Annotated in this window: 19 protein-coding genes; 3 read left to right on the forward strand and 16 right to left on the reverse strand. The window is 48.1% G+C overall.

The features are described from left to right. Positions 1–24: 24 nt before the first annotated feature. Positions 25–1,326, forward strand: a complete 1,302-nt coding sequence (locus HMPREF9431_RS09305) for a GDSL-type esterase/lipase family protein (protein ID WP_196794592.1) — start codon at positions 25–27, stop codon at positions 1,324–1,326. A 130-nt stretch (positions 1,327–1,456) separates the two neighbouring features. Here the strand turns inward: HMPREF9431_RS09305 and HMPREF9431_RS12525 are convergent, their stop codons facing one another. The 16 genes from HMPREF9431_RS12525 to HMPREF9431_RS09385 all read right to left on the reverse strand — a co-directional run bounded on the left by HMPREF9431_RS12525 (position 1,457) and on the right by HMPREF9431_RS09385 (position 20,501). Then, a complete protein-coding gene (locus HMPREF9431_RS12525) occupies positions 1,457–1,669 on the reverse strand; it encodes a hypothetical protein (protein WP_040561510.1) in 213 nt (70 codons plus the stop codon). 332 nt (positions 1,670–2,001) lie between these two features. Further along, the gene (locus tag HMPREF9431_RS09315) at positions 2,002–2,889 is read right to left on the reverse strand and encodes a DUF6261 family protein (protein WP_004381007.1); all 888 of its coding nucleotides are present in this window, start codon (positions 2,887–2,889) and stop codon (positions 2,002–2,004) included. 376 nt (positions 2,890–3,265) lie between these two features. Next, a complete protein-coding gene (locus HMPREF9431_RS09320) occupies positions 3,266–4,999 on the reverse strand; it encodes a hypothetical protein (protein WP_004381008.1) in 1,734 nt (577 codons plus the stop codon). 47 nt (positions 5,000–5,046) lie between these two features. Further along, positions 5,047–5,247 (reverse strand): hypothetical protein, encoded by a 201-nt coding sequence (locus HMPREF9431_RS09325; protein ID WP_004381009.1) that lies wholly within the window; start codon positions 5,245–5,247, stop codon positions 5,047–5,049. Between the two features lie 495 nt (positions 5,248–5,742). Then, the gene (locus HMPREF9431_RS09330) at positions 5,743–6,654 is read right to left on the reverse strand and encodes a discoidin domain-containing protein (RefSeq protein ID WP_040561513.1); all 912 of its coding nucleotides are present in this window, start codon (positions 6,652–6,654) and stop codon (positions 5,743–5,745) included. A gap of 22 nt (positions 6,655–6,676) precedes the next feature. Next, positions 6,677–8,614 carry a RagB/SusD family nutrient uptake outer membrane protein gene (locus tag HMPREF9431_RS09335; protein ID WP_404827959.1) on the reverse strand — a complete coding sequence of 646 codons (1,938 nt, stop codon included), beginning with the start codon at positions 8,612–8,614 and terminating at the stop codon, positions 6,677–6,679. An 18-nt stretch (positions 8,615–8,632) separates the two neighbouring features. Further along, on the reverse strand, positions 8,633–11,704 hold the full coding sequence (locus tag HMPREF9431_RS09340; RefSeq protein WP_404827960.1) for a SusC/RagA family TonB-linked outer membrane protein: 3,072 nt from the start codon (positions 11,702–11,704) through the stop codon (positions 8,633–8,635). 667 nt (positions 11,705–12,371) lie between these two features. After that, the gene (locus HMPREF9431_RS09345) at positions 12,372–12,995 is read right to left on the reverse strand and encodes a dual OB domain-containing protein (protein ID WP_004381014.1); all 624 of its coding nucleotides are present in this window, start codon (positions 12,993–12,995) and stop codon (positions 12,372–12,374) included. A 2-nt stretch (positions 12,996–12,997) separates the two neighbouring features. Continuing rightward, positions 12,998–13,486: a DUF488 domain-containing protein gene (locus HMPREF9431_RS09350; protein WP_004381015.1), complete on the reverse strand. Its 489-nt coding sequence runs from the start codon at positions 13,484–13,486 to the stop codon at positions 12,998–13,000. Next, positions 13,479–14,057, reverse strand: a complete 579-nt coding sequence (locus tag HMPREF9431_RS09355) for a DUF488 domain-containing protein (protein WP_004381016.1) — start codon at positions 14,055–14,057, stop codon at positions 13,479–13,481. Before HMPREF9431_RS09355 ends, HMPREF9431_RS09350 begins: the two co-directional genes overlap by 8 nt. Before the next feature lie 217 nt (positions 14,058–14,274). After that, positions 14,275–15,048 (reverse strand): twin-arginine translocase subunit TatC, encoded by a 774-nt coding sequence (gene tatC / locus HMPREF9431_RS09360; protein WP_004381017.1) that lies wholly within the window; start codon positions 15,046–15,048, stop codon positions 14,275–14,277. After that, the gene (locus HMPREF9431_RS09365) at positions 15,032–15,235 is read right to left on the reverse strand and encodes a Sec-independent protein translocase subunit TatA/TatB (protein WP_004381018.1); all 204 of its coding nucleotides are present in this window, start codon (positions 15,233–15,235) and stop codon (positions 15,032–15,034) included. Before HMPREF9431_RS09365 ends, tatC begins: the two co-directional genes overlap by 17 nt. A gap of 23 nt (positions 15,236–15,258) precedes the next feature. Continuing rightward, positions 15,259–16,614, reverse strand: coding sequence for an alpha amylase family protein (locus HMPREF9431_RS09370; RefSeq protein WP_155813011.1), 1,356 nt, complete (start codon positions 16,612–16,614; stop codon positions 15,259–15,261). After that, positions 16,611–18,008 carry a sugar porter family MFS transporter gene (locus tag HMPREF9431_RS09375; RefSeq protein WP_040561515.1) on the reverse strand — a complete coding sequence of 466 codons (1,398 nt, stop codon included), beginning with the start codon at positions 18,006–18,008 and terminating at the stop codon, positions 16,611–16,613. Before HMPREF9431_RS09375 ends, HMPREF9431_RS09370 begins: the two co-directional genes overlap by 4 nt. Positions 18,009–18,036: 28 nt before the next feature. Beyond that, the gene (locus HMPREF9431_RS09380) at positions 18,037–19,122 is read right to left on the reverse strand and encodes a DUF4434 domain-containing protein (protein ID WP_004381021.1); all 1,086 of its coding nucleotides are present in this window, start codon (positions 19,120–19,122) and stop codon (positions 18,037–18,039) included. Positions 19,123–19,265: 143 nt separating this feature from the next. Next, the gene (locus HMPREF9431_RS09385) at positions 19,266–20,501 is read right to left on the reverse strand and encodes an ROK family transcriptional regulator (RefSeq protein ID WP_004381022.1); all 1,236 of its coding nucleotides are present in this window, start codon (positions 20,499–20,501) and stop codon (positions 19,266–19,268) included. A 422-nt stretch (positions 20,502–20,923) separates the two neighbouring features. Between HMPREF9431_RS09385 and HMPREF9431_RS09390 the strand changes: the two genes are divergently transcribed. After that, a complete protein-coding gene (locus tag HMPREF9431_RS09390) occupies positions 20,924–24,127 on the forward strand; it encodes a SusC/RagA family TonB-linked outer membrane protein (protein WP_004381023.1) in 3,204 nt (1,067 codons plus the stop codon). A 17-nt stretch (positions 24,128–24,144) separates the two neighbouring features. Further along, positions 24,145–25,800, forward strand: coding sequence for a RagB/SusD family nutrient uptake outer membrane protein (locus HMPREF9431_RS09395; protein ID WP_004381024.1), 1,656 nt, complete (start codon positions 24,145–24,147; stop codon positions 25,798–25,800). The last annotated feature ends 7 nt before the right edge of the window (positions 25,801–25,807 follow it).

Here is a 25,807-nt window from a genome sequence, read left to right on the forward strand (position 1 = left end):
TTTAAATAGGATTGAACCATGCAAATGAAACATCTTTTTATCATTCTATGGTGTGCGGTGGGTCTATCTGCGAGCGCTCATCAGGGAGTGTCCTTCCGCATGCCGTTCCTTTTGCCGCAACATCCCTCAGGACGTGCTGTGCTCTATTGCACAACGGCGCCCCATACGACGGTGTTTACACCCGAAGAGCGCCACATGGCCGTCTATTTCACGCAACGAGGCATTGCTTTCTTTGTGCTCAACAACAGCCAAAGCACGGCTGATGTCGACTGTGCCATGCAACTCATATGCGATAGTTCGCGCGTGTGGCATCTCAATCCCGACGACATTGGCATGATGGGTTGCGGGGCAGAGGGCGCTCTTGTGGCGCGCCAATCGTGCGAAGCGCCGTGGGCTGTGCGACCAAATTTCACCATCATGCTGTCACCCCTGTTGGCAACACCACCGCAGAAAAAGTTGCCGTTCACAGTGCAAAACCATCTCACGCCGCCCGCTATTGTGTTGGTAGCCAACGATGATGCCGAGGTTTCGCCTGTTAACAATGGTGTGGCTTATTACACAGCCATGCGAAAAGCAGGCAATCCTTGTGCGTTACATATCTATCCGGGACAGCGCAAAGCGTTGCTGCAAGCGTTTGCCGACACGTTGCATAGCGAGCTCATCGCTAACCTTTCGGCTTGGCTCAAAGCCCTTCCCTCACCTCAAATCGGAGCCATCCGTGTGGCTTGCATTGGCAATAGCATCACCGATGGCATGGGCATCGACCTCAACGATGTGCACAGCTACCCCGCACGCCTGCAGCAACTATTGGGCAAGGACTACTATGTGCGCAATTTTGGCGTGAGTGCTCGCACGCTGCTCAATAGCGGAGATCGGCCTTATATGCGTGAACAGGCCTGGCAGATGGCACGCGATTTCGCACCGAACATCGTCATCATCAAGCTCGGAACAAACGATAGTAAACCCGAAAATTGGCAACATGGTGCTGCCTTTGAACATGATTTGCAAGCCATGGTCGACACCTTGCAGCAACTTCCCTCGCATCCCCGTATCCTCTTAGCCACACCTATCCCCGCCTTCAAACCCACATGGAACATCAATGACAGCGTGCTCGTGCATGCTATCACGCCCATCATAGCCAAAGTGGCACGGAAAAAGCATTGCGATTTCATCGATTTGCACCAGCTTGCAGGCCTCACCCCCAACGATGTGCAGCCCGATGGCATCCATCCTACAGCCACAGGAGCCGCCCGCATCGCCGAAACAATCTATCCATTCATCAAGCAAGAACGCCATTCTACATCCACACGCCATCTGCCCAAATGAAACCGTAGGGGCGAACATCCACGCGCAATTCTCTCAAGCAAAATGCGTAGGGGCGGCGCCTGTGTGCCCACCCGAACGTCCGCGTAGCGGCGTTTCCATACCAAAAACACACACATTGTGTGCGGGGAATTTAACGATGAATGCGCCCTTGTGGGGCGACACGGGCGGGCACATAGGCACCGCCCCTACCAATCTCCATCATATTTTTCCACACAAACAAAATAACCATTTGCACACAATCCATCCAAACGAAATCAACCGTCCCATGCGCAATCCACCCAAACGAAGCCGTAGGGGCGGTGCCTATGTGCCCGCCCGAACGTTCGCGCAGCGGCGTTTCCATACCCAAAAATACACGCATTGTGTGCGGGGGATGACGATGGATGCGCCCTTGCAGGGCGACACGGGCGGGCACACAGGCACCGCCCCTACCAATCTCCGTTATACATCCGCATACAATCCTCCCCAACGACATCAACCACCCAAACGAAACGCGTAAACAATCCACACACACATCGGGGGCGGAAATGCATCGCGCACTCCCGCCCCCATTCTTAAAATAAAAAAGTGTGTGTATCGTTATTCTTTCGGCATCACCGTAGATGACGCCATTTGCTTTAAAACAAGTTATTCTTTTGGCGTCACCATGGATGACGTCATTTATTTTAAAACAAGTTATTCTTTCGGTGTCACCGTGGCATCGCCCTGACCTTTGCCACCCGGCTTATCCTTGCCGTCGCCACCGTCGCCCGGCTTTGCAGCACCGTCACCCGGCTTTTTGCCATCGGGCGTCTTCCCGCCGTCACCAGGTTTCTTCCCCTCTCCGGGTTTCCCACCGTCGCCGGGCTGCTTGCCGCCGTCCTTTTTCTTCGCTTTGGGCAGCACCTCCTGCTTGTAGTGCTTCACCTGCTCGTTCATCTTGCTGATGAAATCGGCATAATCGGCCTCGCCCTCGACCACCGCCAAGGCATTCACCTTTTGCACCAACGTGCGATAGGCCTCGTCGGAGGCGTGTTGCGCCTGCTTCAACTGACCCACAATCTGCACCGCACGGTCGTTGGCACGCGCCCGCGTCACCTCGCGCAACTTATCGTTGGCCTGCTTCATGGCCTGCACCACGGGCGTCAAAGCCAGGGCCGTGACATCGGCAGCCGATTTCGTTTCCAAATCGCTGATGAGATTGAGCAACAGGCCCGTCTCGCGGTCCAACTGCATCTTGGGGTCGATGTTGTAGTCCTTCAGCAACTGTTCCAACCGCGCGGCGGCCTTCACCAGCTGGGCATCGGGATGGTTCAGAAAAAACGTGATGGCCTTGCGCAGCGCCTTGTAGTGCTTGTCGCGCTCCGTATCGAGCGTTTTGATTTCGCCGCTCAGCAGGTTGGCTTTCGACAACGCCAGCGCATCGTCCTCGGCCTTCAGCGCCGTTTGCAAGGCTGTCAACTCGGCCGTCACTTTTGTTTTTACTTTGGTATCGGCCGTGGCGAGCCCCACCGTGTCGGTGATGAACAAAAAATGGGAGCCATTACTCATGCGCTCCAAACTGATTGAATTAATTTGCTTCATTTTTATTAGAATTTAATTATACATGTTGTTAATGAAATAGTCTTTTAAAACGTATCGTTCTGAAACCGTTTAGAAACACTGTATCTAACGTAATTTTGCTCTGAAAATGATTAGAAACAGTGTAACTAACGTGATTCTGTTCTGAAAACGATTAGAAACACTGTATCTAACGTGATTCTGCTCTGAAAACGATTAGAAACAGTGTATCTAACGCAATTTTTCTTTGAAACAGATTAGAAACACTGTATCTAACGTGATTCTGCTCTGAAAACGATTAGAAACAGTGTATCTAACATGATTCTACTTGAAAAACGATTAGAAACACTGTATCTAACGTGATTCTGATAGGCAACGACTTTACCATGTGCATCATCTATTAATAATGAATGAACGGACGAACAAAATAATACTTACTACCACCATCATAGGGAAAGTTTTTGTCAGCAGATCGCATACCCCATATTTTTGAAATCCAATAGTCAAATGTTACTCCGTTATCTATTCTCATTGCATTCGTATAATATCCCCAAAACTCATTGTAGCTATATTCTGATGATGAGAGATAGCAGTTTGTTGCATACATGTAGTCTCGGAATTGATAGTGGAATGGCTCGCCGCCGCCACGTGCTATGCCATAAGCATCTGGAAATACTAAACGCCTAATGTTTCCATCATACGAATGCAAATCGTCTGTAGCGCTAGTTGTCAAATCGTTATTACTTAACCGGACATTCTTATGAAATAAATTCCATTCACCAGCCGAAGGTAAGAACCAGCGTTTGCCAGCAAGCGTCCCCGTGAGTATCACGCCGGGATTATAATGGGCAGCCACATAAAAGGCTTTGTATTTTGTTTGCTCATTGGCTCTCACCAAGCCGTCCGTGCTATAGGTGGTGTTATAGGTGTAGTCCTCTCCGTTGAAATCATTCAGCGCGTCGGCCAAATTGCTACTTGCTGTGGTGTTGCTATATTGCGAAGAGGGTCCCCAGGGTCTAATATTGCTTGCATCGTAGTCGGTATTTGCAGCATCATTTAATGCTACAGCCAACCGTTTGCTGCGGCTCACCACTATGCCAACCGGTGTGTGCGAAGCAAAATCGGCATCCGTATATTTTCCGGTTGTGCCATCACTATAAAGATAGAGATAGTTAAAATGAAAACTGACGTTAAGCCGGTACGATGTGTTCATTTTCGCTACGGGTGCCGTCGGGAATGTCCAATAGCGTGTGGTAAGCGGATAATGATATTTGGTGAGTGTGCCTTCGGTGAAGGCCAACTTCAAATTGGCGAGGTTCGTCTCCGGTAAAAAATAGTATGCTTTATAGAACATGCCCTCTACGCCAGTGAAAGAAGTAACTTGTTCATTTGCTGAAAAGGGTGCCGCATTGCTATAGGTAAAAGCATGGGTCAAAGGATTGAACGTTGCTTGCTGCACAATATTCTTTGTTGAAGCAAATGTGAATTTAACGGTAGGAGAAACCGATAAAGCTTCGTTATTAATTGATAGGGTCACTCGACTTCCCAGATACTTCATCGGAAAATCGATCTCTCTAAGTTTTGGCGTTGCACTGATAACTAAATTCTCGACGATACCGATTTGAGCATTTGAAATGTTTTCACGCGAAACGGTCCATAGTGGCCCCGAGGTGTTTACATAGCCATTGGTACAAATAAAAGTGTAGGTGCCGGGATCAAGTGGTAAACCGTCGATCCCACCATCAAGCGTAAAGTTGCCGCCTTCATACGTACCACTAATACTACCAATCAACAAAGAGCCCTGATAGGCAAAAATTTTATATCGTTTATCCTCATCAGCACGCGTTTTGACAACTTGCTTTTGAGCAGAGAAGTGTGTAGTGTCGCGCTCAATGCTTACTTCTGCAAAAATGTCACCCATAGGGATGATCGTTTTCTTAGGCGGAATTGTTGCAGCACGCGTTCCTTCAATGGTGTCTTCGCTGTTGTAGTCGACGAAAGTGAGTTTAAAGAGAGTTCGTTTGGTAATGTCTACTTTTTGGGGGCTGCCGGCTGAGTCGTCGTGGCTGCAAGCTGTCATTACGGATAATAACATGGCATAAAAAAGTGTCACTAAAATTAATTTATATTTCATTTTCTGCTGTTTTAATTTCGTTTCTTATTTCAAGTTACGGTTAAGTGTTATGGTGCGACATCAGCATCTTCTCCAAACCAGTCTCCGTCACCATTTCCTGTGCCATTATAATCGCCACCATCCTCCCATGGAGAATATAAATTATGCTTATTCGCCGTTACATGTGGCGAATTCTTTAAAAGATGAAACTCTGTTTCGACGGTCACAATCTGGCTGCGAGGAGCCTCATACACTTGTTTCTTTTTCATTTCCTTTTCGCTTTAAATGATTCATTTACGACTATCTTTTCCTTGTTTTTTCGTTCATTTATAGGCACGAAAAAGGTGTGCAAAAAGTTTATGAAAAACTTCTTGCATGCCCTTTGTTTATAAGAGATTATATTGTATATTACGCGCGCGTCGCGCGTACCTTTATATTGGTCTCGCTCCTGTGTGTGTGTGTGTGTGTGTGTGTGTGTGTGTGTGTGTGTGTGTGTGTGTTTACACAATTATTTGGATTGACCAAATAAATAGCATAAAAAGATGCAAAGAATTTTGGATTTCTTTGCGACGTCTGTATACTATATGTTATGTTGTGTAACTCCATCGGGTGCAAAGTTATAAACTTTTACGCAAAACAACAAATAAAATGGTCAAAAACATGTTTTATCTTTGTACGGAATGCTTTCATGGGTTCGCGCAAACGAAAAACGTCGACAACTTGCTTCACTGCAAGTGCCGACGTAATTTGTTGATAGGCGCGCTTTAATATTCGATGATGGTGGTGTCGTTGAGCTCGGGGTCGATCACCTTTTCGCGCACTTTGAACACCTGCCATTCGGCCAAAGCCACCCACTGTTGGTTGCTGGTAGAACCATTAATCTTGAACCACACGTAGCGGAACGGTGTCTCGCTCTTAATAGTTCGGTTGGTTTCATACGTCGCATGCTGATCAGCAGGCAGGTTAGTGAACGAAGCTAACTTGCGCGTTCCCGTTTCGTTGGCATAGGTAGCAGCGCTTTCGGTGAAGGCATCACTCACCAACACATCGATGGCTTTGGGGTTGTCGCGGCCACCTCCCTTGCGACATACGTAGCGAAATTGCAACGCTTTGCGCGGTGTGCCCAAGTCAAACACGATGTAATGGGGGAAAGGCTTCGGTGCAGTCCAGCTCATGTGGAAGAAATTGTTCTCGTTTCCATCAATGAGTGCCGAGAGTGGTCCTTCGCTTGTTTCGGCATCATCGGTCCACACGTGGTGAATATCGAAATCGATGCGGTCTTTATAGGTTTCGAGAATGGTCTTCTTTGCCTCACCCGCTTGTGCTGTGATGCTGACGGTATTTCCTTCAGCACCGCCAGAAGAAACGGGCTGCAGCTGATAGACAATGTCGCCATAGCGTGCCAAAAGGTTGTCGATGAGAATGGAATCGCTATAGACACTCGCCAAACGCATGCGCTGTGTGGACTCACCTGGTACCTGATAGGTCACCCGAATATATTTATAAGTAGGATTTTCGGGGATGGTCCAACGAATGACAAGGCCACCGGGGCGCTTGTCATAGGTGAGTGTTTGACCATCAATGTTGGTGGGTGCAGGCCCTTTGTCGTCGTCAGAGCAGGCCGAGAAGCAAGCTGCGACGCACAACATCATGAGCGAAAGTTTTATTTTTTTCATATTGTTTCGTTGCTTTAAGTGATTACTTTCGGTGGTCGCCCGTGTAACCGGGGTTATTCACCAAGTGTGGATTTTTATTGATGTCGTCGATGGGGATGGGCAAAAGATATTGCGTGGGCGCTTCGAATTTGCGTTCAAACTGAATATCTTTCAGCGTAGCAAACTGTGGCATGGTTGTCGCATCAATGTTCAATCCCTTTGCTTTCACGTTGAAATATTGCTCGGCTAACATCCAACGACGCATATCCCAGAAGTTTTGACACTCCAAATAGAACTCGGCCATGCGCTCCTGTCGCACGATTTGCCGCAATTTGGCTTGGTTAAGGGCAATGCCTGTGGGTGCCCATGAGGTCTCAACCGTGGGAATACCGGCCCGCACACGCACTTTATTCAAGTAGGTTTTAGCGGTTTGCAGATCGCCCGTCTCCACACATGCTTCGGCATAACCTAAGTAAAGGTCGGCCAAACGAATGACCGGGAAGGGAGCATATTCGCGCGATCCACCACCCGATGAGGCAACAACAGTGTTGGGACTCACAAACTTTTTGTTGAGATAACCACCGGGTGAATAGTTACCCGGGCGACGTTGTGACACAGTTCCGCGGCTACAGTTGCCTCCTAACAGGAAGTCGCACACCAAACGCGAGTCAGAAGTGTTCTTTTGTCCATTGCTCATGGTGTAAGCAGGGTTAGTAGGATCGTTTTGAAGCTCATAATAACCACCTTGGAAAGCTACCCAAGCATAGAATCGTGGCTCGCGATCGAGGTTGAAAGCGATGGTCTGTTCGCCCACTTTCCCTTCGTCTTCGTGAGCCGCATCAATCGTCACTACCTGCAATTTGTCGTTGTTTTTATAGGCAGGGTCTTCGTCCCAAGGCAGTCCATTCTTGGTATAGAAGCGATTGAGCATTGCCCATGTGGGACAAATGCCATTCCAAGCCGAGCCCGAGTTGTTGAAAGGCATCGACTTGTTTTGCACACCATACCAGCCCTCGCCGCGCGTTTCAGCCAGCAACACTTCGGGGTTCACCTCCTGATAGTCCAACGAAAGCAAGCGCATGCAGCGTTCGGGACCGGCAACAGGATAAGGATTTTTGCTCGCATCGCCGATATATCGGTCTTGCTTGGTGTAGAGATGATAGCCGTTAGCCTCGGCCAAATCGATGGCTTCCTTCATGGCATCGCGCGCCTTCACCCATTTATTGGGGTCGTAAGCTGCGGGCATGAGTGGCGTACCATCGTCGGGATCTTTCATGTTACCAAACAAAGTGGGCGCCTGTTCGTTGAAGAGTGGCGATGCCGCATAGAGCAACATCTTCGCCTTTATCGCCTTGGCTGCCACATTGGTTGCCAATCCATATTGCACTTGTGGGCGGCTTGCGGGCAGGTTAGCCGCCGCTTCGTCGAGCTTGTTGCATATCCATTCCACACATTCATCATAGGGTCTGCGATGTGCATAGTTCTTCACCGGGGTCTCAAAATCAGGTGTTTCGTTCACCAAGATAATCGGACCATAGCAGCGTGCCAACAAATAATGATAGTAACCAATGAGAAATTTAGCCTGCGCTTTGTAGTCTGTGCGCATGGCATCGTCCAATCCCGGGGTCTTATCGATAGCGTCTAAGAACATATAGGTTTGGCGAATGCCTTGGAAAAACCAATTCCAATAGGAGATAACAGGGTTACTGGCCGTGAAATTTCCTTTCGGAAAAGATGCAAATGTCTCGTGCTCAAACGACGAAACCACCTCGTCTCCCGTGAGCAAGTCGAGCGAGTTTTGCGCTATGTTGCATTGAGGCAAGAAGCCATAACAAGAGTAAAGATACTTCTCGGCCTTGTCTTTATCCGAGTAAGTGTCCTTCTCTGTAGCATTCTCATCGGGCACAATATCTAAGAAGTCGCATGCCGTAAAGCTGCAAACGGTTGTTGCGGCGATGAGAAAACGATAGAATAGATTTATTTTAGACATAAGAATGCGTTATTTAAAAGTTAGTTGTAAACCAATGTTGAACGTGCGTTGCAGTGGATAAGACATGCCTGCGCCACCGCCAGCCTCGGGATCCCAAAGCTTGAAGGCTGACAAACAGAACACGTTGTTGGCACTGGCATACACACGACCAAATTTAAATTTGTAGCCCACCTCGAGGTTTTTCAACCGCAGGAAAGCAGCATTGCGCAACCAATAGGTCGACCATTGCATGTTGTTATTGTTGTTGTATTTCGTCAAGCGTGGATAAGCAGCATGCGGATTTTGATAGTCTTTGCGCCAATAATCGTCAGCAATCCATTGCAACACGTTGTTTTTGCTTTGCGTACCAAAAGGCTCAAAGCCCGACATCATCAAGCTAACGTTGGCCTGACCTTGGAAGAAAAACGACAAATCCCATTTCTTATACGCAATAGAAGGGCCGAAACCATAGAGAATTTCGGGCACGTAGGGGTGGCCAATCTGCACGCGGTCGTTGGCGTCAATCTTCCCATCGCGCTCGCCATATTGGTCGGGTTGGTCAACATATTTCACGTCACCCGGTGCCACTGTGATATTGGCCAAGGTCGAACGTGGGCTATTTGCAATGTCGGCCTTATCGATATAAAGCCCATCAGCCGCATAACCTAAATAGGTGTTGAGGCTTCTTCCCACCTGACGCAATGCAGGACGCGTGTCGGCTGCCTCGTCATATTCAAGCACTTTGTTGCGGGCAAAGGTGAATGTGCCACGGAATTCCACCGACAAATTCTTGTTGATTTGCTTGCCATAATCCACTGCAAGGTCAACACCCCAGTTCTTTATCTTGGCCAAGTTGCCATAAATCACGGTATTGGCCGTGCCGAAATAGTTAGGAATAGAGCCTTTGGCCTGGAAGATGTGACTGCGTATTTCGCGGAAAGCATCCACCGTGAGGCGCACATCAAAGATGCTTAAATCCACACCGAGATTAAGTTTGCGACCCACTTCCCATGTGAGGTTCTTGTTTTCAAAGCGCGTAAATGATGGGCCTGTCAACAGTCTTTGCTGGTTACCATAGCCCGTATTGTAGCCTGCACCACCTGTTAAGTTGACGATTGCCTGATAGGCAAAGCGGGCACTACCCACTTGATCGTTACCCACCAAACCATAAGAACCGCGTAGTTTCAGTTGTTGCACCACTTTCTTAAGCGGCTTAAAGAACGGCTCCTCGGCCACATTCCAACCCAAAGAAGCGGCGGGGAAGAAACCCCAACGATGGCCTTTGGCAAAACTCTCTGAACCATTGTAACCCGCATTAAACTCAGCCATGTAGCGATGCTTATAGTCATACGAGAGTCTTCCGGCCCATCCCATGCGACGTTTGGGCAACGAAGACAGGAAGTTGCTGTTGACATTCTGGTTATACTCGTCGATATTAAACAGCACCATCGCACTCACCGTGTGGTCGTTAAACGTGCGATTGTAGTCTAAATAGGCCTGAAAATAGTATTTGCGGTCGCCATTCGTGGAAAAATAATTACTTAACAAGTATTTCTGTGGCACACCAATAGGCGCAACCGTGTAGTCATAGCCACCCTCTGCCGCAGGGTTGGGAGCATAACTCGTGAGCTGATAGTGGTTGTAGTCTTGCACTCTGTACTTTGAATTCTGCGTCCAGTTCTTAAAAGAGAACAGTGTTTTGAATGCCAACCCTTTGGTCAGCCAATCCAATTTCTGCTCAAAGTTCAAATTAGCCACTACAGTACTCTCGAAAACATCTTTATAACCTGTCGTTGCTGCGGCCATAGGGTTCGCGGGATTGTAATTGCCTGCTTGCAAAGCACCCCAATGATACCAATCATCATCGCCCTTCGGATACATAATAGGGAAATCAACAGGGTTGGTTCCCATGATAGCTCCAAACACTTGTTGCACACCACCGCCATTCGAATTGGTGAGCATGCCGTGCATGTTGCTCATTTGTACGTTCAGATGTAACGACAACAACGATTGCTTCGACAGATGAAAATCCACGTTGTTTTGAAAAGCATACTTCATGAAACTCGTCGTGTTGTCATACGAGAAATATTTCTTCGACACGTTTTTCAGCATGCTTGTCTCGTGGCTGGCGTTGATATTCATAAAATAAGTAATCTTCGCCGTTCCGCCACGCACATTGAAATTAGCACGTTGGTTCCATGTTGCCGACTTGAATAGCTCCTTATACCAATCCACATTCGGATAGACATAGGGGTTAAGCCCTTTGAGGGTGCCGTTGATTTTGTCTTCCGAGTAGAGCAAATCGCCCGACTGCTGGTTGGTCACAGCCTCGTTATACATGCGCATAAACGTCACGCCATCGACAATCTTCGGGCGTTTTGTCGGCGTGTTAACCCAGCTTTCCACGCGCAATCCAATGATAGGACGGTCGAGGTCGGCACCCGATTTGGTTTTAATAATCAGCACACCATTGGCACCACGCGTACCATACATGGCGGTGGCGGTGGCATCTTTCAGCACCGAGAAGCTCTCAATAATCTCGGGGTCGATAGCGTTGAGGTCGCCTTGCGAAATCTCTACGCCATCCATCACAATCAAAGGCGAGGTGGCACCACTCATGGTTGAAATACCACGAATGAAGAAATTGGCGCCATTGTTGCCGGGCTCGCCACTGCGTTGATAGGCTATCACACCCGAAAGTCTACCGGCAAAGGCCGTAGAAAGGTTGGTTGCGGGCACTTTCAGGTCGTTTGGGCGAACGGTTTGAATCGATCCTGTGACGGTTTCTTTCTTTTGTGCCGTGCCAAAGGCTGTGACTACGGCACCCTCCAACACTTGCGCTTGGTCTGAAAGGGTGATCGAAAGCACCTTCACATCGGTCACCTTCACCTTCTTGGAGGTGTAACCTAAGTACGAAACTTCGAGCGTTGCACCCTTCGCAGCACGAATTTCAAAGCGCCCATCAGTATCGGTTACAGTGCCGGTAGTGCTGCCTACCAACTTAATGGTAGCGCCAATGAGCGGTTCTCCCGTACTTGAATCGGTCACAATACCTACAATTTTCGGCACCGTGTTGTGAGGAGTTGATGATAAACTGGCCATATCGGCAGGCGAAATGGCGTGAATAATAGTTGAATGTGCATCCAATCGCGGCGTAAAAGCGTACACTTTAGCGGGTAAAGTGGGCGATAGGAGCAAAAAAGCTGCGCCCGAGAGTGATCGGAACAGCATCTGATTTAAAAGATCTTTTGACTGCATCGTTAGATTTTAGGCAGATGGATAGTTCTTTGTTGTTGATTAGTGGGGTGTTGGGGGCAAATCCATGTTGGACACAGATGTGCCACATCAGGCTTCTTTTAAGAAGGACTGCTGTCTGTTTCCATCCAAATGAACTGCCCGTTATGCAGGAAAGTTCCTTTCATGATGTTTCCTTTCATTTTTCTAAAGGTTGACAATTAAGTTAGTAATATGGGTGTAAAGCTATACAATATTTTTAGCATTACAATAATTTTAAATTATTTTAACTCGGAATATTCTCTTCATCGCGCCCTGATGGGGTAGAAAGGCTCACACAATATAGCATAGATTACCGCGCAATCTCATGGTGATTACTTCACAATTTGGTGCTAATTGCGGCGTAATTACGATGCTTTTAGGTAGCAAGGGTGGTATAAAACTACAGAAAGGCTGCAATGAGTGTGCTGAAGGTCAGGCTGGCTGACTGCGATAAAACTTGGGTGATGGGGAGTCTTATCACCCTAAATAAAACCTATACATACCAGCCCGACAGTTGCAAATAGCATCGTTCCTCGTCGCTATCTCCTTTCTTCCACCAGTTGGCTAACGACATTCTAAGCACTGTTCCTTGCGGAATGCAGTCTAAAGGCGTTTGAAAACCAACGTATTTGATGCGATAGCTGCCATACAAATAGTATACTCCCGGCTTACCTTGAAAGGAGTTGTCGTGCTTCATGAGGTCTTTGTCGGCCACCCAAAAGGCCACACTGTGGTCGGGAACATGGTCCTTTCCAACAGACCCCGTTAAGAAGTGAGGCCCGGAAAATTGAAGTGTGTGATTGAATAACTGTGTGATGCAGCCTTCGGTGATGCTGCAATGTTGCCTGATGAAGTTGGCTACGCCTTGCATGCCAACATTTTCAAGATGTTGAACGGCGGTGGTTTGTCGGTCTTCGACATGTGGCTTCGGGCGTGCATTCCATGCAGGTTCAACCAGCATGTGCCAGCGGTCGCCAATCTGATAAGGTGCTTCTGTGGGAAGGTTGCCACCAGTATCGGTGTGCAAACGGATAAATTCGTTTGTCTCTTCCACGATGCCACCCACACAAACACCATGCGACATTTGTGTTCTTGACACGATTAATATGGTGTTCATATTTATAAGTGTTTAAGTTTTAAATGAAATTTTTGCTGTAGTTCGGTTGCAACGAGCGAGCGATGGCAGGCCTCTGGCCATTCTTCTATGCAGAAAAAGACAACGTTTTGTGCATGCGCTGCTTTTAAATCGGCCAATAGAGCCTCGCAATCAAAGGGCTGCAAGATGAGCGATTGATAGGCATGGATGAATGCTGTGCCTAATGTTGTGCGGTCTTTCTTCACAACACCCTTTGCAAAATCGTCGGCATGTTGCATGCTTCTAATCTCATTTGTTGGTGCAAGTGCCTTCACATAATGATAAGCAATGCCCATGGTTTTGAGCTTCTCTTGCAGGTATAAGCTGTTGACATAGCGATATTTACTCCCCCTTACGCCACGCCTTTGCCGAATATCACAAAAGGTGTCGATGTTGTTTTGCCCCAATTTCTTAAAGAACGACGCTTCGGTAGAGCCATAAACGCCCATGGTATAGAGGGCGAGGTCAGACATATTGTTTCCGTGAAGTGAGGTTTATCTCTTCGTCTTGATGGAATAAGTCGGTCTTTCTGCCATCATTGTTGAGCACATTGGCCATCGCTTGCGCCTGAGAAATCAGCATAACTCGTCCGTCTTTGGTGCGATAAATATGTTGCAGTGTGATGCCAAACTTTCGCAATTCCTCGCCAATGAGCTTCGTTCTGTGGCACATGCAGGGATCGCTTTCGCTGCACATGATACAGGTTTTATAGCCTTGTTGATGGGCATTCACTAATCTTTGCAGCCCTTTTTGAAAGAAATCCATCTGTGCTAACTTGCTATAATCCACTTTTCCATCGGTATAACAACCGCAATCCTCCTTGGGTAGCCCTCCAAGAACGTCGCCCATGTAGGCATAAGTAATCTGATGCGTTTCAGAGATAGCATGCTTTAGTTCGTAATGATTGAACCAAGGATAGAACTTTGAATAGGGTTTTGAACGGATATCAATCAGATATTGAATATCAAATTGCGCCAACTCAGCAATAAACTCCGCGATGCTTTTATTGCCATGTCCGATAGAAAATAGGTAGGATGATTCCATATCAGGCTATTTTCCAGCAAAAATACAGAAAAAAAACAAAATGTCTTCCCCTTGGAAAGATAATTTTGTTTTTCATAGAATAAAAGTAAAAAGGCTTGTCGTTTTGAGCCTTTATGGTCGATTTTAGCCCCATCAGGTTGCCATGTGAACGGCACATGTGGGGCGAAAGAGCCCGTCATGCACGCGCATCTGTAGTCATTTGCCTGATATTGTGCCGTTATTTGGGCACCAACAGCACGCTGACTTCATATAAAAGCCAAATGGGGAGGGAGACAACCGCGAGGGTGAAGACATCGGAAGTGGGGGTGATGATGGCTGCAACGACCACGATTGCTACCACCGCATGGCGGCGATAACGGCGCATAGTGGATGCTGTGAGCAGCCCACAACGCCCCATGAGCCAGCAAACTAAAGGTAACTCGAAGAGAATGCCCATCAGGAGGCTCAACACTAACAGCGTGTCTACATAGGAGTTGAGCGTGATGAGGTTCTCAACGCTGCCACTTACCTGGTAGGTTCCTAAGAAATGGAACGTTAAAGGGAAGATAACAAAATAGTTAAACGCAAGACCTGTGCAGAACATCACAAAGCTACTCACCACAATAGGCACCACACGTTGTTGCGTAGCGGGCTCGAAAGCGGGCGCAATGTAGCCGAAAAGCTGATAGAACACATAGGGCGATGCCACCATGAAACCTACATAGGCCGACGCTTTCACATGCATAGCAAACTGTCCTGTGAGCGTGGTGTTGACCAACTGAATGGCAGATGCCGTGGTGGTTATGTCGTTTTGCGACAGCAAATGGAGCTGTTCGCAGAGGCGATAAGACAGAAAATCGGGGGCATGGGGGGCTAAAATCAGGCGAAACACCTCGTCTTTCAGCAAGAAAGCCACGAGACCACACCCAACGATGGCCAAGATGATTTTGATGAAAACGCGTCGGAGCTCCTCCAAATGCTCCCAAAATGTCATCTCATCGCGTGGGCTCATCGTGCTGCGTCTCCGCTGGTTTGTCTTTTGAAGAGTGCTGCTCTTCAGACGCATCCACGCCGTTCACGCTGTCTTTAAAATAGCGAACGCCCTTTCCTAAGCCCTTCATGAGTTCGGGAATGCGCTTGCCTCCAAACAGAATGAGAATGATAATGGCGATGATAATAATTTCTTGTGTTCCTAACATAATGTGTTGATTTTGAATGATTTTTATTCTTTTGAGGGTTGTTGCATGTAGCCTTGCAATCCTTTCTCCACCTCGTTCCACCATTGTGGATGGGCAATGAGATGGCTAATGTCGAAAAGCATCACGCCATCGGATAGCGAAAGGTTCGTTTGAATGGCGCGACTGATCTTTTCAGGTTGTGGCGCTAACTGGTCGATGAGCACGCTACCATAGAACGGATGACCGCATAAAAGGCGGCGTAGTTGACGGCATGAGCCTTCAACAGAGTACCATTGCGCGCCCTCATCGGTGGCATTCTTGGGCTGTTCTATCGTGGGATAGTAGTTACCCGCCATGTAAAAATCGATGAGAGGCATATAACCTGTCGTGTGATAGCGTGGTGTGGCCCATGCAAAGTCGCGCTCGGGATGATAAGAAGGATGGGCAAAGTTCACGCCAACCTCATAATAAGTGGGATACCAAGCGCCGGTATAGGTGCCGAAAAGCGCCTCGGGACGCACTTGTTTCACCTGCTTTCGGAGCGCAACCATCACATCATGGATGACTTTCGCGCGCCATTCTATCCACAAAGCATACCACTTTCTGGGCCGAACCACCCACTGTTGGGCATCGTTTTTCACCCAAGTGAAGATGTCTTGCGGGAACTTTTCCACGCGATGGTGAATATATTTTTCGAAAGCGTGGCGCGAAGTGTCTGAGAAGTCGGCCTCGATACCGTCATAACGCACGCGGTCTAACACCACACCATCTACTGTTGGATAGGCCAAAAGCAAAGCCTTTAACAGCTTTTTCATGTGGGGAAGATAGCCCTTTGCCAAGGGATTGACCATTGCAGCATACTTCTCTTTCTGCTGTGTAATGGGCAATCGCCCGGCAGGCGTGTATTGAACGGAAGCCCATTCGGCATGCTTGGTGTAAATAGGACCGCGATCAAAGTAGTTATGTCCTGCTGAAAAGCAGTTCATTGCGGCGTGCACCTTCATGCCAAAAGCGTGGGCAATGGTGATGAAACGCCCCAAGTAGTCGAAGTCGGGGCGTGTGAATTGTTTCCAAGTTTGCAGCTTAGGAGCCAACGAAGTGTTGAACAACACCTCGCCACTCACAGGCCGAACGTCGACAACGAGGTCGGTAAAACCCAATAGATGGAGCTTCCTGACGTAGTAATCGATGCTGTCGGGGTGGCTGAAAGTTTGGAAATTGGCCGTCGCATCCACCCACATGATGATGTGTTTGGCGGTGTTGTCGGTTGGCTTCTCTGCATTCTTTTGCGCCATAAGCCTCCCCATCGGTGCTAAAAGCAGCACCATAAGCAGCCCTTTTTGCCATAGCCTGCGCCATGAGAGCTGCCGTTGTGGAGGCCGCTGCGCAATGGTTTTCATGCGTTTTTCCTCCAATAACGCTCAATATCTTCCAACGACATGCGCGCCGTCTCGGGGATAAAGCGCCAGATAATGAACAGATAGGGCAGACACATCAGCGCAAAGAACAGGAAAGTGCCTGCGGGAGTGAAGGCCGAAAGGAACCAAGGTGTGAGCTGACCTATTAGGAATGTGCCCACCCAAAGGGCTAAACCGGCAATGCTCATGGCGATACCTCGCACGTGATTGGGATACATTTCGGAAAGCAAAACGAACACAACGGCGCTGATACTGATGGCACAACAAAACACATAGAATAGGAAAAACGCCAGCATCATGTAGGAGGAAAGCTGCCATTGGTCGTGGAATTGGAAGTAAAGGGCAATGAGAATGAGCGACAAAATCATGCCCGAAACGCCATAATAGATGAGCTTTTTGCGGCCAATGCGGTCGATAATGAACAGCGCAATGATGGTGGTCAGCATGTTAACGCTACCGACTAACACCTGACAAAAGAGCGGATCGTCCATACCTGCATTGGTAAAGATGGACGGACCATAATACAACACGGCATTAACGCCCATGAACTGTCCCAAAATAGCAATGCAAACGCCTAAGATAATGGCCTTCAACAGTCCCGGTTGCAAGAGTGAACGCCACGATGTCTCGACGCTTTTGGCAATGGTTTCCTGCGTTTCGGCAATCTGTTTGGCAATGGCTTCACGCGCCACATAGATGCGTTGGTAGATGGTTTCGGCTTCGGTTAGTCGGCCTTTCACCACCAACCAGCGCGGACTTTCGGGCAAAGCGAGGATAATGATGAAGAAGAATAGCGCCGGAAGCGTCTCCATTCCCAACATGCCGCGCCACACTTCGTCGACAAAAATGAAGCGAAGCCAGCCCGTTTCTATTGCGCCTTGCTGCGAAATGAGCAGCAAACCATAGTTCATGGCATAGGCAACTAAGAAGCCAATCGTGATGGCTAACTGATATAACGACACCATAAGACCCCGGTATTGCGCAATAGCAATCTCCGATATATAAATAGGTGCGACGATAGAGATGATGCCTATGCCTGCACCACCAACGATTCTGAACACCACTAACATGGAGAAATTGGCGGCAACGGCGCAACCTAAGGCCGAAGTGGTGAAGAGAAAGGCCGATAAAAACATGATGGGTTTGCGGCCAAAGCGGTCACTTAGCCAGCCGGCAACGGCCACTCCGGCAATCGATCCTACAAGAGCGCTGCTCACATACCAGCCTTGTTGCACCACGTCTAAGCGATATTGCGTGTTCACTTGGTCGATAGTGCCCGAGATAACGGCCGTGTCGTAGCCAAAAAGCAGACCACCTAAGGCGGCGATGAGGGCTAAAAAGAAGAGATAGCCCATGTGTACGGTTCTTGAATTCATAGTGCAATGCAATAGAATAAGGTGAGGGTTAGAGATTAAAATATTCTTTATAGCGATCATAAAGGTGCCCGGCTTGCAGATAAGCCGACAGAGGACTCATGAAATGTGAGAACTCAAAGGTGATGGCTTTATCGTAATGGCACCGTTTAGCCGCCTCTAATTTCAGACGGAGTTTGTCGAATTTAATCGGAAGGAAGCGTATAGGCATATCGCGATCGAATGTTTCTGCGTTCGTCCAGCACTGCATTCCATAGCGATCGGCCAATTTTTTGTTGACCGAAAAGAACATGTCTAACTCGTCATAATCAATATGTCCGTCTTGAAAAGCGCAGGCATCGACCACATCATGAATGCCATCGAAGATCTCATTCCACTCTCTTTCGTGCTCTTCTACGCTCACAGCCTGCTCTTTTGTGAGCCCTTCGGTGGGCATAACGGCCTTCTTTCCGTCAATCCATGGCGAGATAAACACCGGCAAATTGTTGGAAATGTCTTTACATTGTTTGCCAATCGTGTGGAATGTTTCAATGGCTCCTTTGGTCTTTCGGCTGATTTCTGTGCTGATATACCAACCTTTAAAGCTCTTGTGGTGGCCGTAACTCTTCCACACTTCATCGATAACGTAGCGGTTATCGCGTATTTCATGCGACATATCTCCTGTGTCCCAATAGTGCCCGGAGTCGTAAAGTCCGAAATAAAACTTCATGTTATATTTATCGGCCAAGCGCAAAAAGAGGTCAATTAAATCGACCGATGGCTTGTAACATCCCTTCTTTAGCAGATAAGCTGAGGGGTAAGTGATGAACTTTCTGTAGCCCGAACGTATCACGATGACGGTGTCAATGCCGATGGCTTTCATGTTTTTGAAATCGGCATCCCATTCGCGTTCGCCCCAGTTTTGGTGGGGAATATCGTGCGAAATCTCGTCTAAGAAGGTGCCTGTGATGGGCAACCCGTTGGCTTTGGGCACGAGATAATGACTGTTGTCGGTCGACAATGCGCCGACAGATGCTGACGATGGGCGCTTGTTTTTAGCCCATAACAAAGAGGGGGCGAGCAATGATGCGGCACACCCTAAACCTAACTGCTTTAAAAAACCTCTGCGGTTAACCATGTGTTACTTGTTGTTGATTTGAAGGTTTCCACAGCTTTTGCCCAATGGGCCGTTGCCATGTTGACCTGTTTTGATAGATACTATATGGAAATGAATGGGACGTTGCATGGCCACGCTGCGTAGCTGCTGTGCCCTTCTTCATCTTATGTGCTGTGAGTGGGACGTTGTTTGGGATGCGACGGATAGTTGTCAATGTGCAAATAGCGGCTTCTTGCCGTGAGACAAGCACCCACCAAGCCGGCGCAATCGGTCAAGGAGGACAGCGCAATGATGGAGTCTTCGCTGACTTTGTTGAGCGAATATTTCTTAATGCCCATCTGAACGGGGCGCAAAAGATAATCGCCCGTCGTCGAGAGTTCGCCGCCAATGACGAGCATTTCGGGATTGAAAATGTTAATCATGCCCGCTAAGTTCTTGCCCAACTCGGCCGCTACTTCCTGCAACACATCGATACACATTACATCTTCGCGCTGAATAGCCTCCAAAATGGCTTGCAAAGAGAGCTCGTCTTCGGGGGTGTTCGACAGGATAGACACCTGCCCATCGCGCAAACGTTGCATCACTTTGCGCTGAAGAGCAACGCCGGAAGTCTCGGTCTCCATGCAGCCTGTCTTGCCGCAATGGCAAATAATGTCGTTGTTATAGCAGTGCATGTGGCCCATTTCGCCGGCATAACCCGACCGGCCGGCATAGAGCTTGCCATCGATAATGATGCCAATACCGATGCCCCAGCTCACGTTTACGAACACCACATGGCGCAAACCTTGACAACAACCTTGCAGCCATTCGCCATAAGTCATGCAGCGTGTGTCGTTGTCGATGGTGGTTTCGATGCCCAAACCCTGTGTTAAGGCGTCGGCTAATGCCCCATCTAAAGAGGTGAAAATGTTGTAAGCCGTGCCCGCTTCAGGGTTAACACGCCCGCCAACCGTCATGCAGGCGCTGCAGATTTGCTGTGCAGAAAGGGGCGTTGCGTGCAAAAAATCCAGGACAATCGACAGGAGATGGTCGAAGCAAGCGGGGCTGTCTTCATAGTAAAAAGGCACGCGTGTGTGCTCATAGACCATCGTTCCGCAGAAGTCACTGATGCGAAGACTGAGCCAATGATGCCCCATGTCGATGCCCAAAAAGTAGCCTTTGGTGGCATTTAAATAGTATAATCGCGGGGCGCGGCGTGCGTAATTCTCTTTTCGTCCCACCTCACAAACCCAGCCTAAGGCAATGAGTTCGTTGAGCGCTTTGGTGACAAAAGGCACGCTGACGGCTAAGTTTTGCGCCAATTCGGCAATGGTTTGCCGGCCACGCAATATGAATTGGTGGAGCAACGCACGTTGAGCTTCGGTCCAGGTTGCGACAGATGGGTTGCCAACTTCTTTCACTATAGTTGTAATAAATAATTTATTTTATTTTGCAAATATAGATAAATAAATAAATTTTACTATGGCTTTGCTTGTTAATTATTTTAAAAACGCCGTCTTTTTTGCAAAGGGCTTTGTGCGCAGGTGCGCTATTTGGTGGATAATATAAATAGGTACGCGCGCGTAAAAGCATGCAAATTAGGGACAAAAAGCATAGCGATTGCCCTGTAATATGCACGAGATTACAGCATAAAACAGCAGCTTTTTAAAAATAAATGATTTCACTATTATTTCTATCAAAATAATTAAAATAATTTATTTATCGTTGCTAATGAAAATAAATAGCATTTAATTTGGAACATATTTAAAATTGTTTTATATTTGCAGCGTCATGAAGTAAAGACTATTTCTGCACTTTGTGCGGTCTAAACAATGTACGTTCTATGAAAGAAAAAGCGAAAAACGAGTACCGTTGTGCTGTGAGCCGCTTCGTTTGGCTCGTGGTATTGATGTTGGCTCTCCCCGCCTTGCGTGGACAAGCCCAAACGACTGTGAAAGGTTTTGTGCATGATGCTGCCGGCGAACCCTTGGCTGGTGTAACCGTGATCATGAACAATAATCCTAAGAACGCCACCGTAACGAATTTGGAAGGCTATTATGTCTTGAATGGAGGAAGCCAAAAAGCCTCCACACTCACGTTCACATACGTGGGCATGAAGCCGCTGCAAGTGAAGTGCAATGGCCGAACCTCTATCGATGTTACCTTGCAAGACGACCACACTAACTTGGCAGATGTGGTGGTGATTGGTTATGGAACGGCCCGCAAGCAATCGCTCACCGGTGCCGTAACCGCCATGAAAGGTGACGAATTGCTGAAGGGACCCTCTACCAATGTGTCGAGTTTGTTGGGCGGAAAGATGCCCGGTGTGACGTCGGTTCAGACTTCGGGAGAGCCCGGAAACGACCAGGCGGCACTTCGAATTCGTGGTTCGCGCATGGAAGCCTTATACATTGTCGACGGCATTCCACGCTCGATTAACGACGTTGACCCCAATGATATTGAGAGCATTTCGGTGCTCAAAGATGGTGCGGCTGCGGCTGTTTATGGTTTGAATGCGGCCGGAGGCGTGATTATTGTGACGACAAGAAAGGGCACAGCAGGCAAGCCTCGCGTGGCCTATGACGGCCAGTTTGGCGTGTCGCTCAATGCCAACTTCCCCGAATTTATGAATGGTCCTGAATATGCTCACTACTATAACATGGCGCAAATGATGGACCAATTAGCCAACGGAACCATTCGCCGTCGTGAGGATTATGTGCCCACTTTTAAGCAAGGCGATATTGAAAAAATGCTCAACGACGACCCCAACGATGGCTGGGACAACGTGAATTACATCGACAAGGTGTTTGGAACGGGTCAGCTCATCAAGCATAATGTTGCCGTTTCGGGTGGAAGCAGCAACAGCAACTATTATGTCGGTGGCGGTTTTATGAACCAAAAAGGTAATATTGCCAACTTTGATTACCGCCGTTACAACCTGCGTTCCAACCTTAATTTCAAACCGAGTAAAGATTGGAACATCGCTATTGGCACCGTGGCTACCATCACTCGAAAGTCGCAACCGCGCTTCAATTCGGGCGGTTCTGATGCGTTGGGCATGGAAGAGGAGACCGGTTGGCTCTCTATTGGCCACCAAGCAATCATGATGAGGCCTTATCTTCCTGAGAAATGGAAAGGGCTTTACACGGGTACCATCCCCAACAATGCGTCGGTTGTTTACAGTCCTTTGGCTGCCATCTATGAGTCGGGCTATCAGAAAACGCGTGGAACCGACCTCAACACCAACGTATCCTTCAGTTATGATGCGCCCTGGTTGCAGGGATTAACGCTGAAGGCTACGGGGTCGTATGACTATCTTTCTTCGCGTAACAAGCAGCTAAGGTCGGCTTATCAGACCTATACACGCGATTTGGCTACGGCAACTTTCAGGCTCAATCAAGACCCTGAGAGCATCAATAAGAATAAGGTGGGCGAGGGTTCCTATACCACTGAGCAGCTCATTGGTCAACTCAGCGCAGGCTATATCCATCAGTTCGACCGCCATCATGTCGATGCTTTGCTCTTAGTTGAGGCGCGCGACTTCAAGTCTTCCAACTTTGCTGCCTACGCAGATAATGTTCCTTTTGGGCGACTTCCCGAGCTATCTTATGGTACTCCCTTAACAGCTGGCTCGCAATCGGGCAACAGCAGACACACCCGAACGGCCGGTTATGTGTTCCGTTTGAAATATGATTACGACAATATTTATTTGGCAGAGTTCAGCGGTCGCTATGATGGTAGTTACAACTTCAATGGTAACCGGTCGAACAAACGTTGGGGTTTCTTCCCCTCTTTCTCGGCAGCTTGGCGTTTATCCGGCGAGTCGTTCATGCAAAAAACACAGTCGTGGTTGAGCGATTTGAAGCTGCGTGCCTCGGTAGGTCTGTTGGGTAATGATGCCGTTTCGCCTTATTCGTTCCTCAGCACCTATACTTTCGGGGGTAACCGCATCTTCAACGGCAACGTTCATAGTTCGCTTTACACCTCGAATGTGGCTAACCCAGAGCTTACTTGGTCGAAAACGCGCACCACAAACTTAGGATTTGATGCCACATTGTGGGGCGGAATGTTGTCGATGGAGGCCGATTGGTTCTATAATCTCAACTATGACATCTTAGCAGAGATGAGTGGTAACAAGGCACCTTCTATGGGAGGCTACTACTATACCGTTGCCAATCACGACCGATATGCCAACTATGGTGTGGAATGGACGCTGTCCCATCAGAACAAAGTCAATCTGTTGGGCAAGCCTTTCCGCTACAATGCCAGCCTTAACATGACCTATGCGAAGAACAAATGGTTGCGCTATCTCGATGAACCCAACGCACAAGAGTGGCGCAAGCATGTGGGAACGAGTGTTGATGCAGCCTACGTTTGGGTTGCAGAGGGGCTCTTCCGCTCTGAAGAAGAGATTGATCGTTCGGCTTGGTACGGCAGTAGACCCAACTTAGGTGATATTAAATACAAAGATTTGAATGGCGATGGGAAGATTGATGAGCAAGATCGTGCGCGCATAGGTCGCAGCAATCGTCCCCAAATCATGATGGGTTTCAATCTCGGTGGCACATGGAATGGTTTCGACTTTAACGCGCAATTCACCGGCGGTTTCAAGTTTGATGTATCCATGTTGGGCACCTATTATAATGGATATGACGACAATACCATTTGGAGTCAGACATTCAAAGAGGGCGCTAATTCACCTTTATGGTTGGTGAAAGATGCCTATAGCATTGACAATCCCAACGGCACTTATCCGCGTTTAACCCTCTCTACCACCTCACATGGTGGCGATAACGGATTGGCTTCCACCTTCTGGATGCGCAAAGGGAATTATGTTCGTTTGAAAACGGCACAGATAGGCTATTCGTTACCGAAAGCAATTATGCAGAAGATAGGCATTGAACGTATCCGCATCTATGTTGAAGGCTCCAACCTTTTCACCCTCGATTGTCTGCCAAAGGGCATTGATCCCGAGTCGCCTGCGGTGAATAACGGATACTATCCGCAGCAAAGAACCTTCTTAGGTGGTATTAACATCACATTCTAACCTTAACGTTCACGAAAATGAAAAAGAGATATTTAGCGATAAGTTTCATCGCAACGGCCCTTGTTGCAAGCTCTTGTAATGAGTTTCTCAATATCGATCCCACAGATAAAGTGACCGAAAAATTGGTCTGGGCAGACGTTGCTACGGCTGAATTGGCCATTAACTATTTCTATGGAGATATTCCTAATTTAGGCAGTTTCAGCGACTATCAGTGCAGCATCGGCCTGACTGAGGGCTTGACCGACGAGTTTAAATACGGCAATATGAACTATAATGCCTTCTGTTTCATTCCCAATGAGGTGTCTTATGGCGGCACAGTGCTCACTGCTTCCTATGTAGATAGCTACTTAGGTGTGTGGGGAACCACCTACGAACAGATACGAAGAGTGAACGAAACCTTGGGAAAACTCTATGCAAGTGGTTTTGATGAGGCCGAAAAGCAGCGCTTAGAAGGCGAGCTTCGCTTCTTTAGAGCGATGTATTATTTTGAATTGTTGAAACGCTATCACCAAGCAATTCTCTACGATGAAGACCTCTCTAAGATTGCAACCGATAAGGCATTCGACAGCGAAGAAGCCGGTTGGAACTACGTGTTGAGTGATTTAAACTATGCCGCTGAGCATCTTCCGGTGCAGCAATCGGCTACAGGTCGACTGACAAGTGGCGCGGCTTATGCCCTCATCTCGCGTGCCATGCTCTATTGTAACAACTGGGATGCGGTGAAAAAAGCTGCAAAGAAAATCTTCGCCATGGGCTATAAGCTGACCGATCAGTATGCCGATGCTTTTAAAGGTGACGGAAATACCGAGGCCATCTACACCTATGTCTATGGGAATGCAGCCAATACAGGCCATTCATTCGATAGCTATTATGCTCCGGGAGGCGACCATTCGTTGGGCATGCCTACGCATGGTGGGTTTGGAACGCCTACGCAAGACTTGGTTGAAGAATATGAGTTGAAGACCGGAGGAAAAGCCGATTGGACGACATGGCATGCCTCTTACGGAACCCTTCAGGCACCACCTTATGACCAGTTGGATCCTCGTTTTGCAGCTACCATCCTCTATAACGGAGCCAAATGGCGCGACAGAACCATCGAACCCTTTGTTGGTGGAAAAGACGGATGGGCCACATGGATGACCGATGCCATCACAGAAGGGCGTACAACCACGGGCTATTATCTGCGAAAGTTCTTGGATGAGAAGCGCGATTACAAGGCAAACAGCAAGAGTACACAGCCTTGGATTGCCTTCCGTTTGGCCGAAGTTTATCTCAATTACGCCGAGGCTTGCCTGCGAACCAACGACCTTACCGAAGCAGCCACCTATATTAATAAGGTGAGAAAGCGCCCGGGTGTCAACCTTCCTGAATTGCAAAACCTCACAACCGTCGAGAAAACGTTCAACGCTTTGCGCCATGAACGCAAGATAGAACTGGCTTTCGAAGGACTCTATTATTGGGATATGCGCCGCTGGGGATTAGCAACCACGCAACTTTCAGGCATCCGTCGCCACGGTTTGAAGATTGTAAAGAGTGGCAATGACTATCGTTATCTGTATGTTGAGGTCGACAATGAAGACCTGAATTACCGGCAGAAGATGAACCGTTTCCCTGTTCCTCTTGCCGAACTCAATACGAACAAAGAGATGAAACAGTTCTCAGAATGGAAATAATTAGAAG

It is taken from the genome of Segatella oulorum F0390, from assembly GCF_000224615.1.
Lineage (GTDB): Bacteria > Bacteroidota > Bacteroidia > Bacteroidales > Bacteroidaceae > Prevotella > Prevotella oulorum.

Bases quoted from the DNA above. Each gene is read 5' to 3' on its own strand.
- HMPREF9431_RS09315 (WP_004381007.1), bottom strand. From the start codon at position 2,889: ATGAAGCAAATTAATTCAATCAGTTTGGAGCGCATGAGTAATGGCTCC.
- HMPREF9431_RS09380 (WP_004381021.1), bottom strand. From the start codon at position 19,122: ATGGTTAACCGCAGAGGTTTTTTAAAGCAGTTAGGTTTAGGGTGTGCC.
- HMPREF9431_RS09355 (WP_004381016.1), bottom strand. From the start codon at position 14,057: ATGGAATCATCCTACCTATTTTCTATCGGACATGGCAATAAAAGCATC.
- HMPREF9431_RS09390 (WP_004381023.1), top strand. From the start codon at position 20,924: ATGAAAGAAAAAGCGAAAAACGAGTACCGTTGTGCTGTGAGCCGCTTC.
- HMPREF9431_RS09320 (WP_004381008.1), bottom strand. From the start codon at position 4,999: ATGAAATATAAATTAATTTTAGTGACACTTTTTTATGCCATGTTATTA.
- HMPREF9431_RS09395 (WP_004381024.1), top strand. From the start codon at position 24,145: ATGAAAAAGAGATATTTAGCGATAAGTTTCATCGCAACGGCCCTTGTT.
- HMPREF9431_RS09370 (WP_155813011.1), bottom strand. From the start codon at position 16,614: ATGAAAACCATTGCGCAGCGGCCTCCACAACGGCAGCTCTCATGGCGC.
- HMPREF9431_RS09365 (WP_004381018.1), bottom strand. From the start codon at position 15,235: ATGTTAGGAACACAAGAAATTATTATCATCGCCATTATCATTCTCATT.
- HMPREF9431_RS09350 (WP_004381015.1), bottom strand. From the start codon at position 13,486: ATGTCTGACCTCGCCCTCTATACCATGGGCGTTTATGGCTCTACCGAA.
- tatC (WP_004381017.1), bottom strand. From the start codon at position 15,048: ATGAGCCCACGCGATGAGATGACATTTTGGGAGCATTTGGAGGAGCTC.
- HMPREF9431_RS09340 (WP_404827960.1), bottom strand. From the start codon at position 11,704: ATGGCCAGTTTATCATCAACTCCTCACAACACGGTGCCGAAAATTGTA.
- HMPREF9431_RS09325 (WP_004381009.1), bottom strand. From the start codon at position 5,247: ATGAAAAAGAAACAAGTGTATGAGGCTCCTCGCAGCCAGATTGTGACC.
- HMPREF9431_RS09345 (WP_004381014.1), bottom strand. From the start codon at position 12,995: ATGAACACCATATTAATCGTGTCAAGAACACAAATGTCGCATGGTGTT.
- HMPREF9431_RS12525 (WP_040561510.1), bottom strand. From the start codon at position 1,669: ATGGAAACGCCGCTGCGCGAACGTTCGGGCGGGCACATAGGCACCGCC.
- HMPREF9431_RS09305 (WP_196794592.1), top strand. From the start codon at position 25: ATGAAACATCTTTTTATCATTCTATGGTGTGCGGTGGGTCTATCTGCG.
- HMPREF9431_RS09330 (WP_040561513.1), bottom strand. From the start codon at position 6,654: ATGAAAAAAATAAAACTTTCGCTCATGATGTTGTGCGTCGCAGCTTGC.
- HMPREF9431_RS09375 (WP_040561515.1), bottom strand. From the start codon at position 18,008: ATGAATTCAAGAACCGTACACATGGGCTATCTCTTCTTTTTAGCCCTC.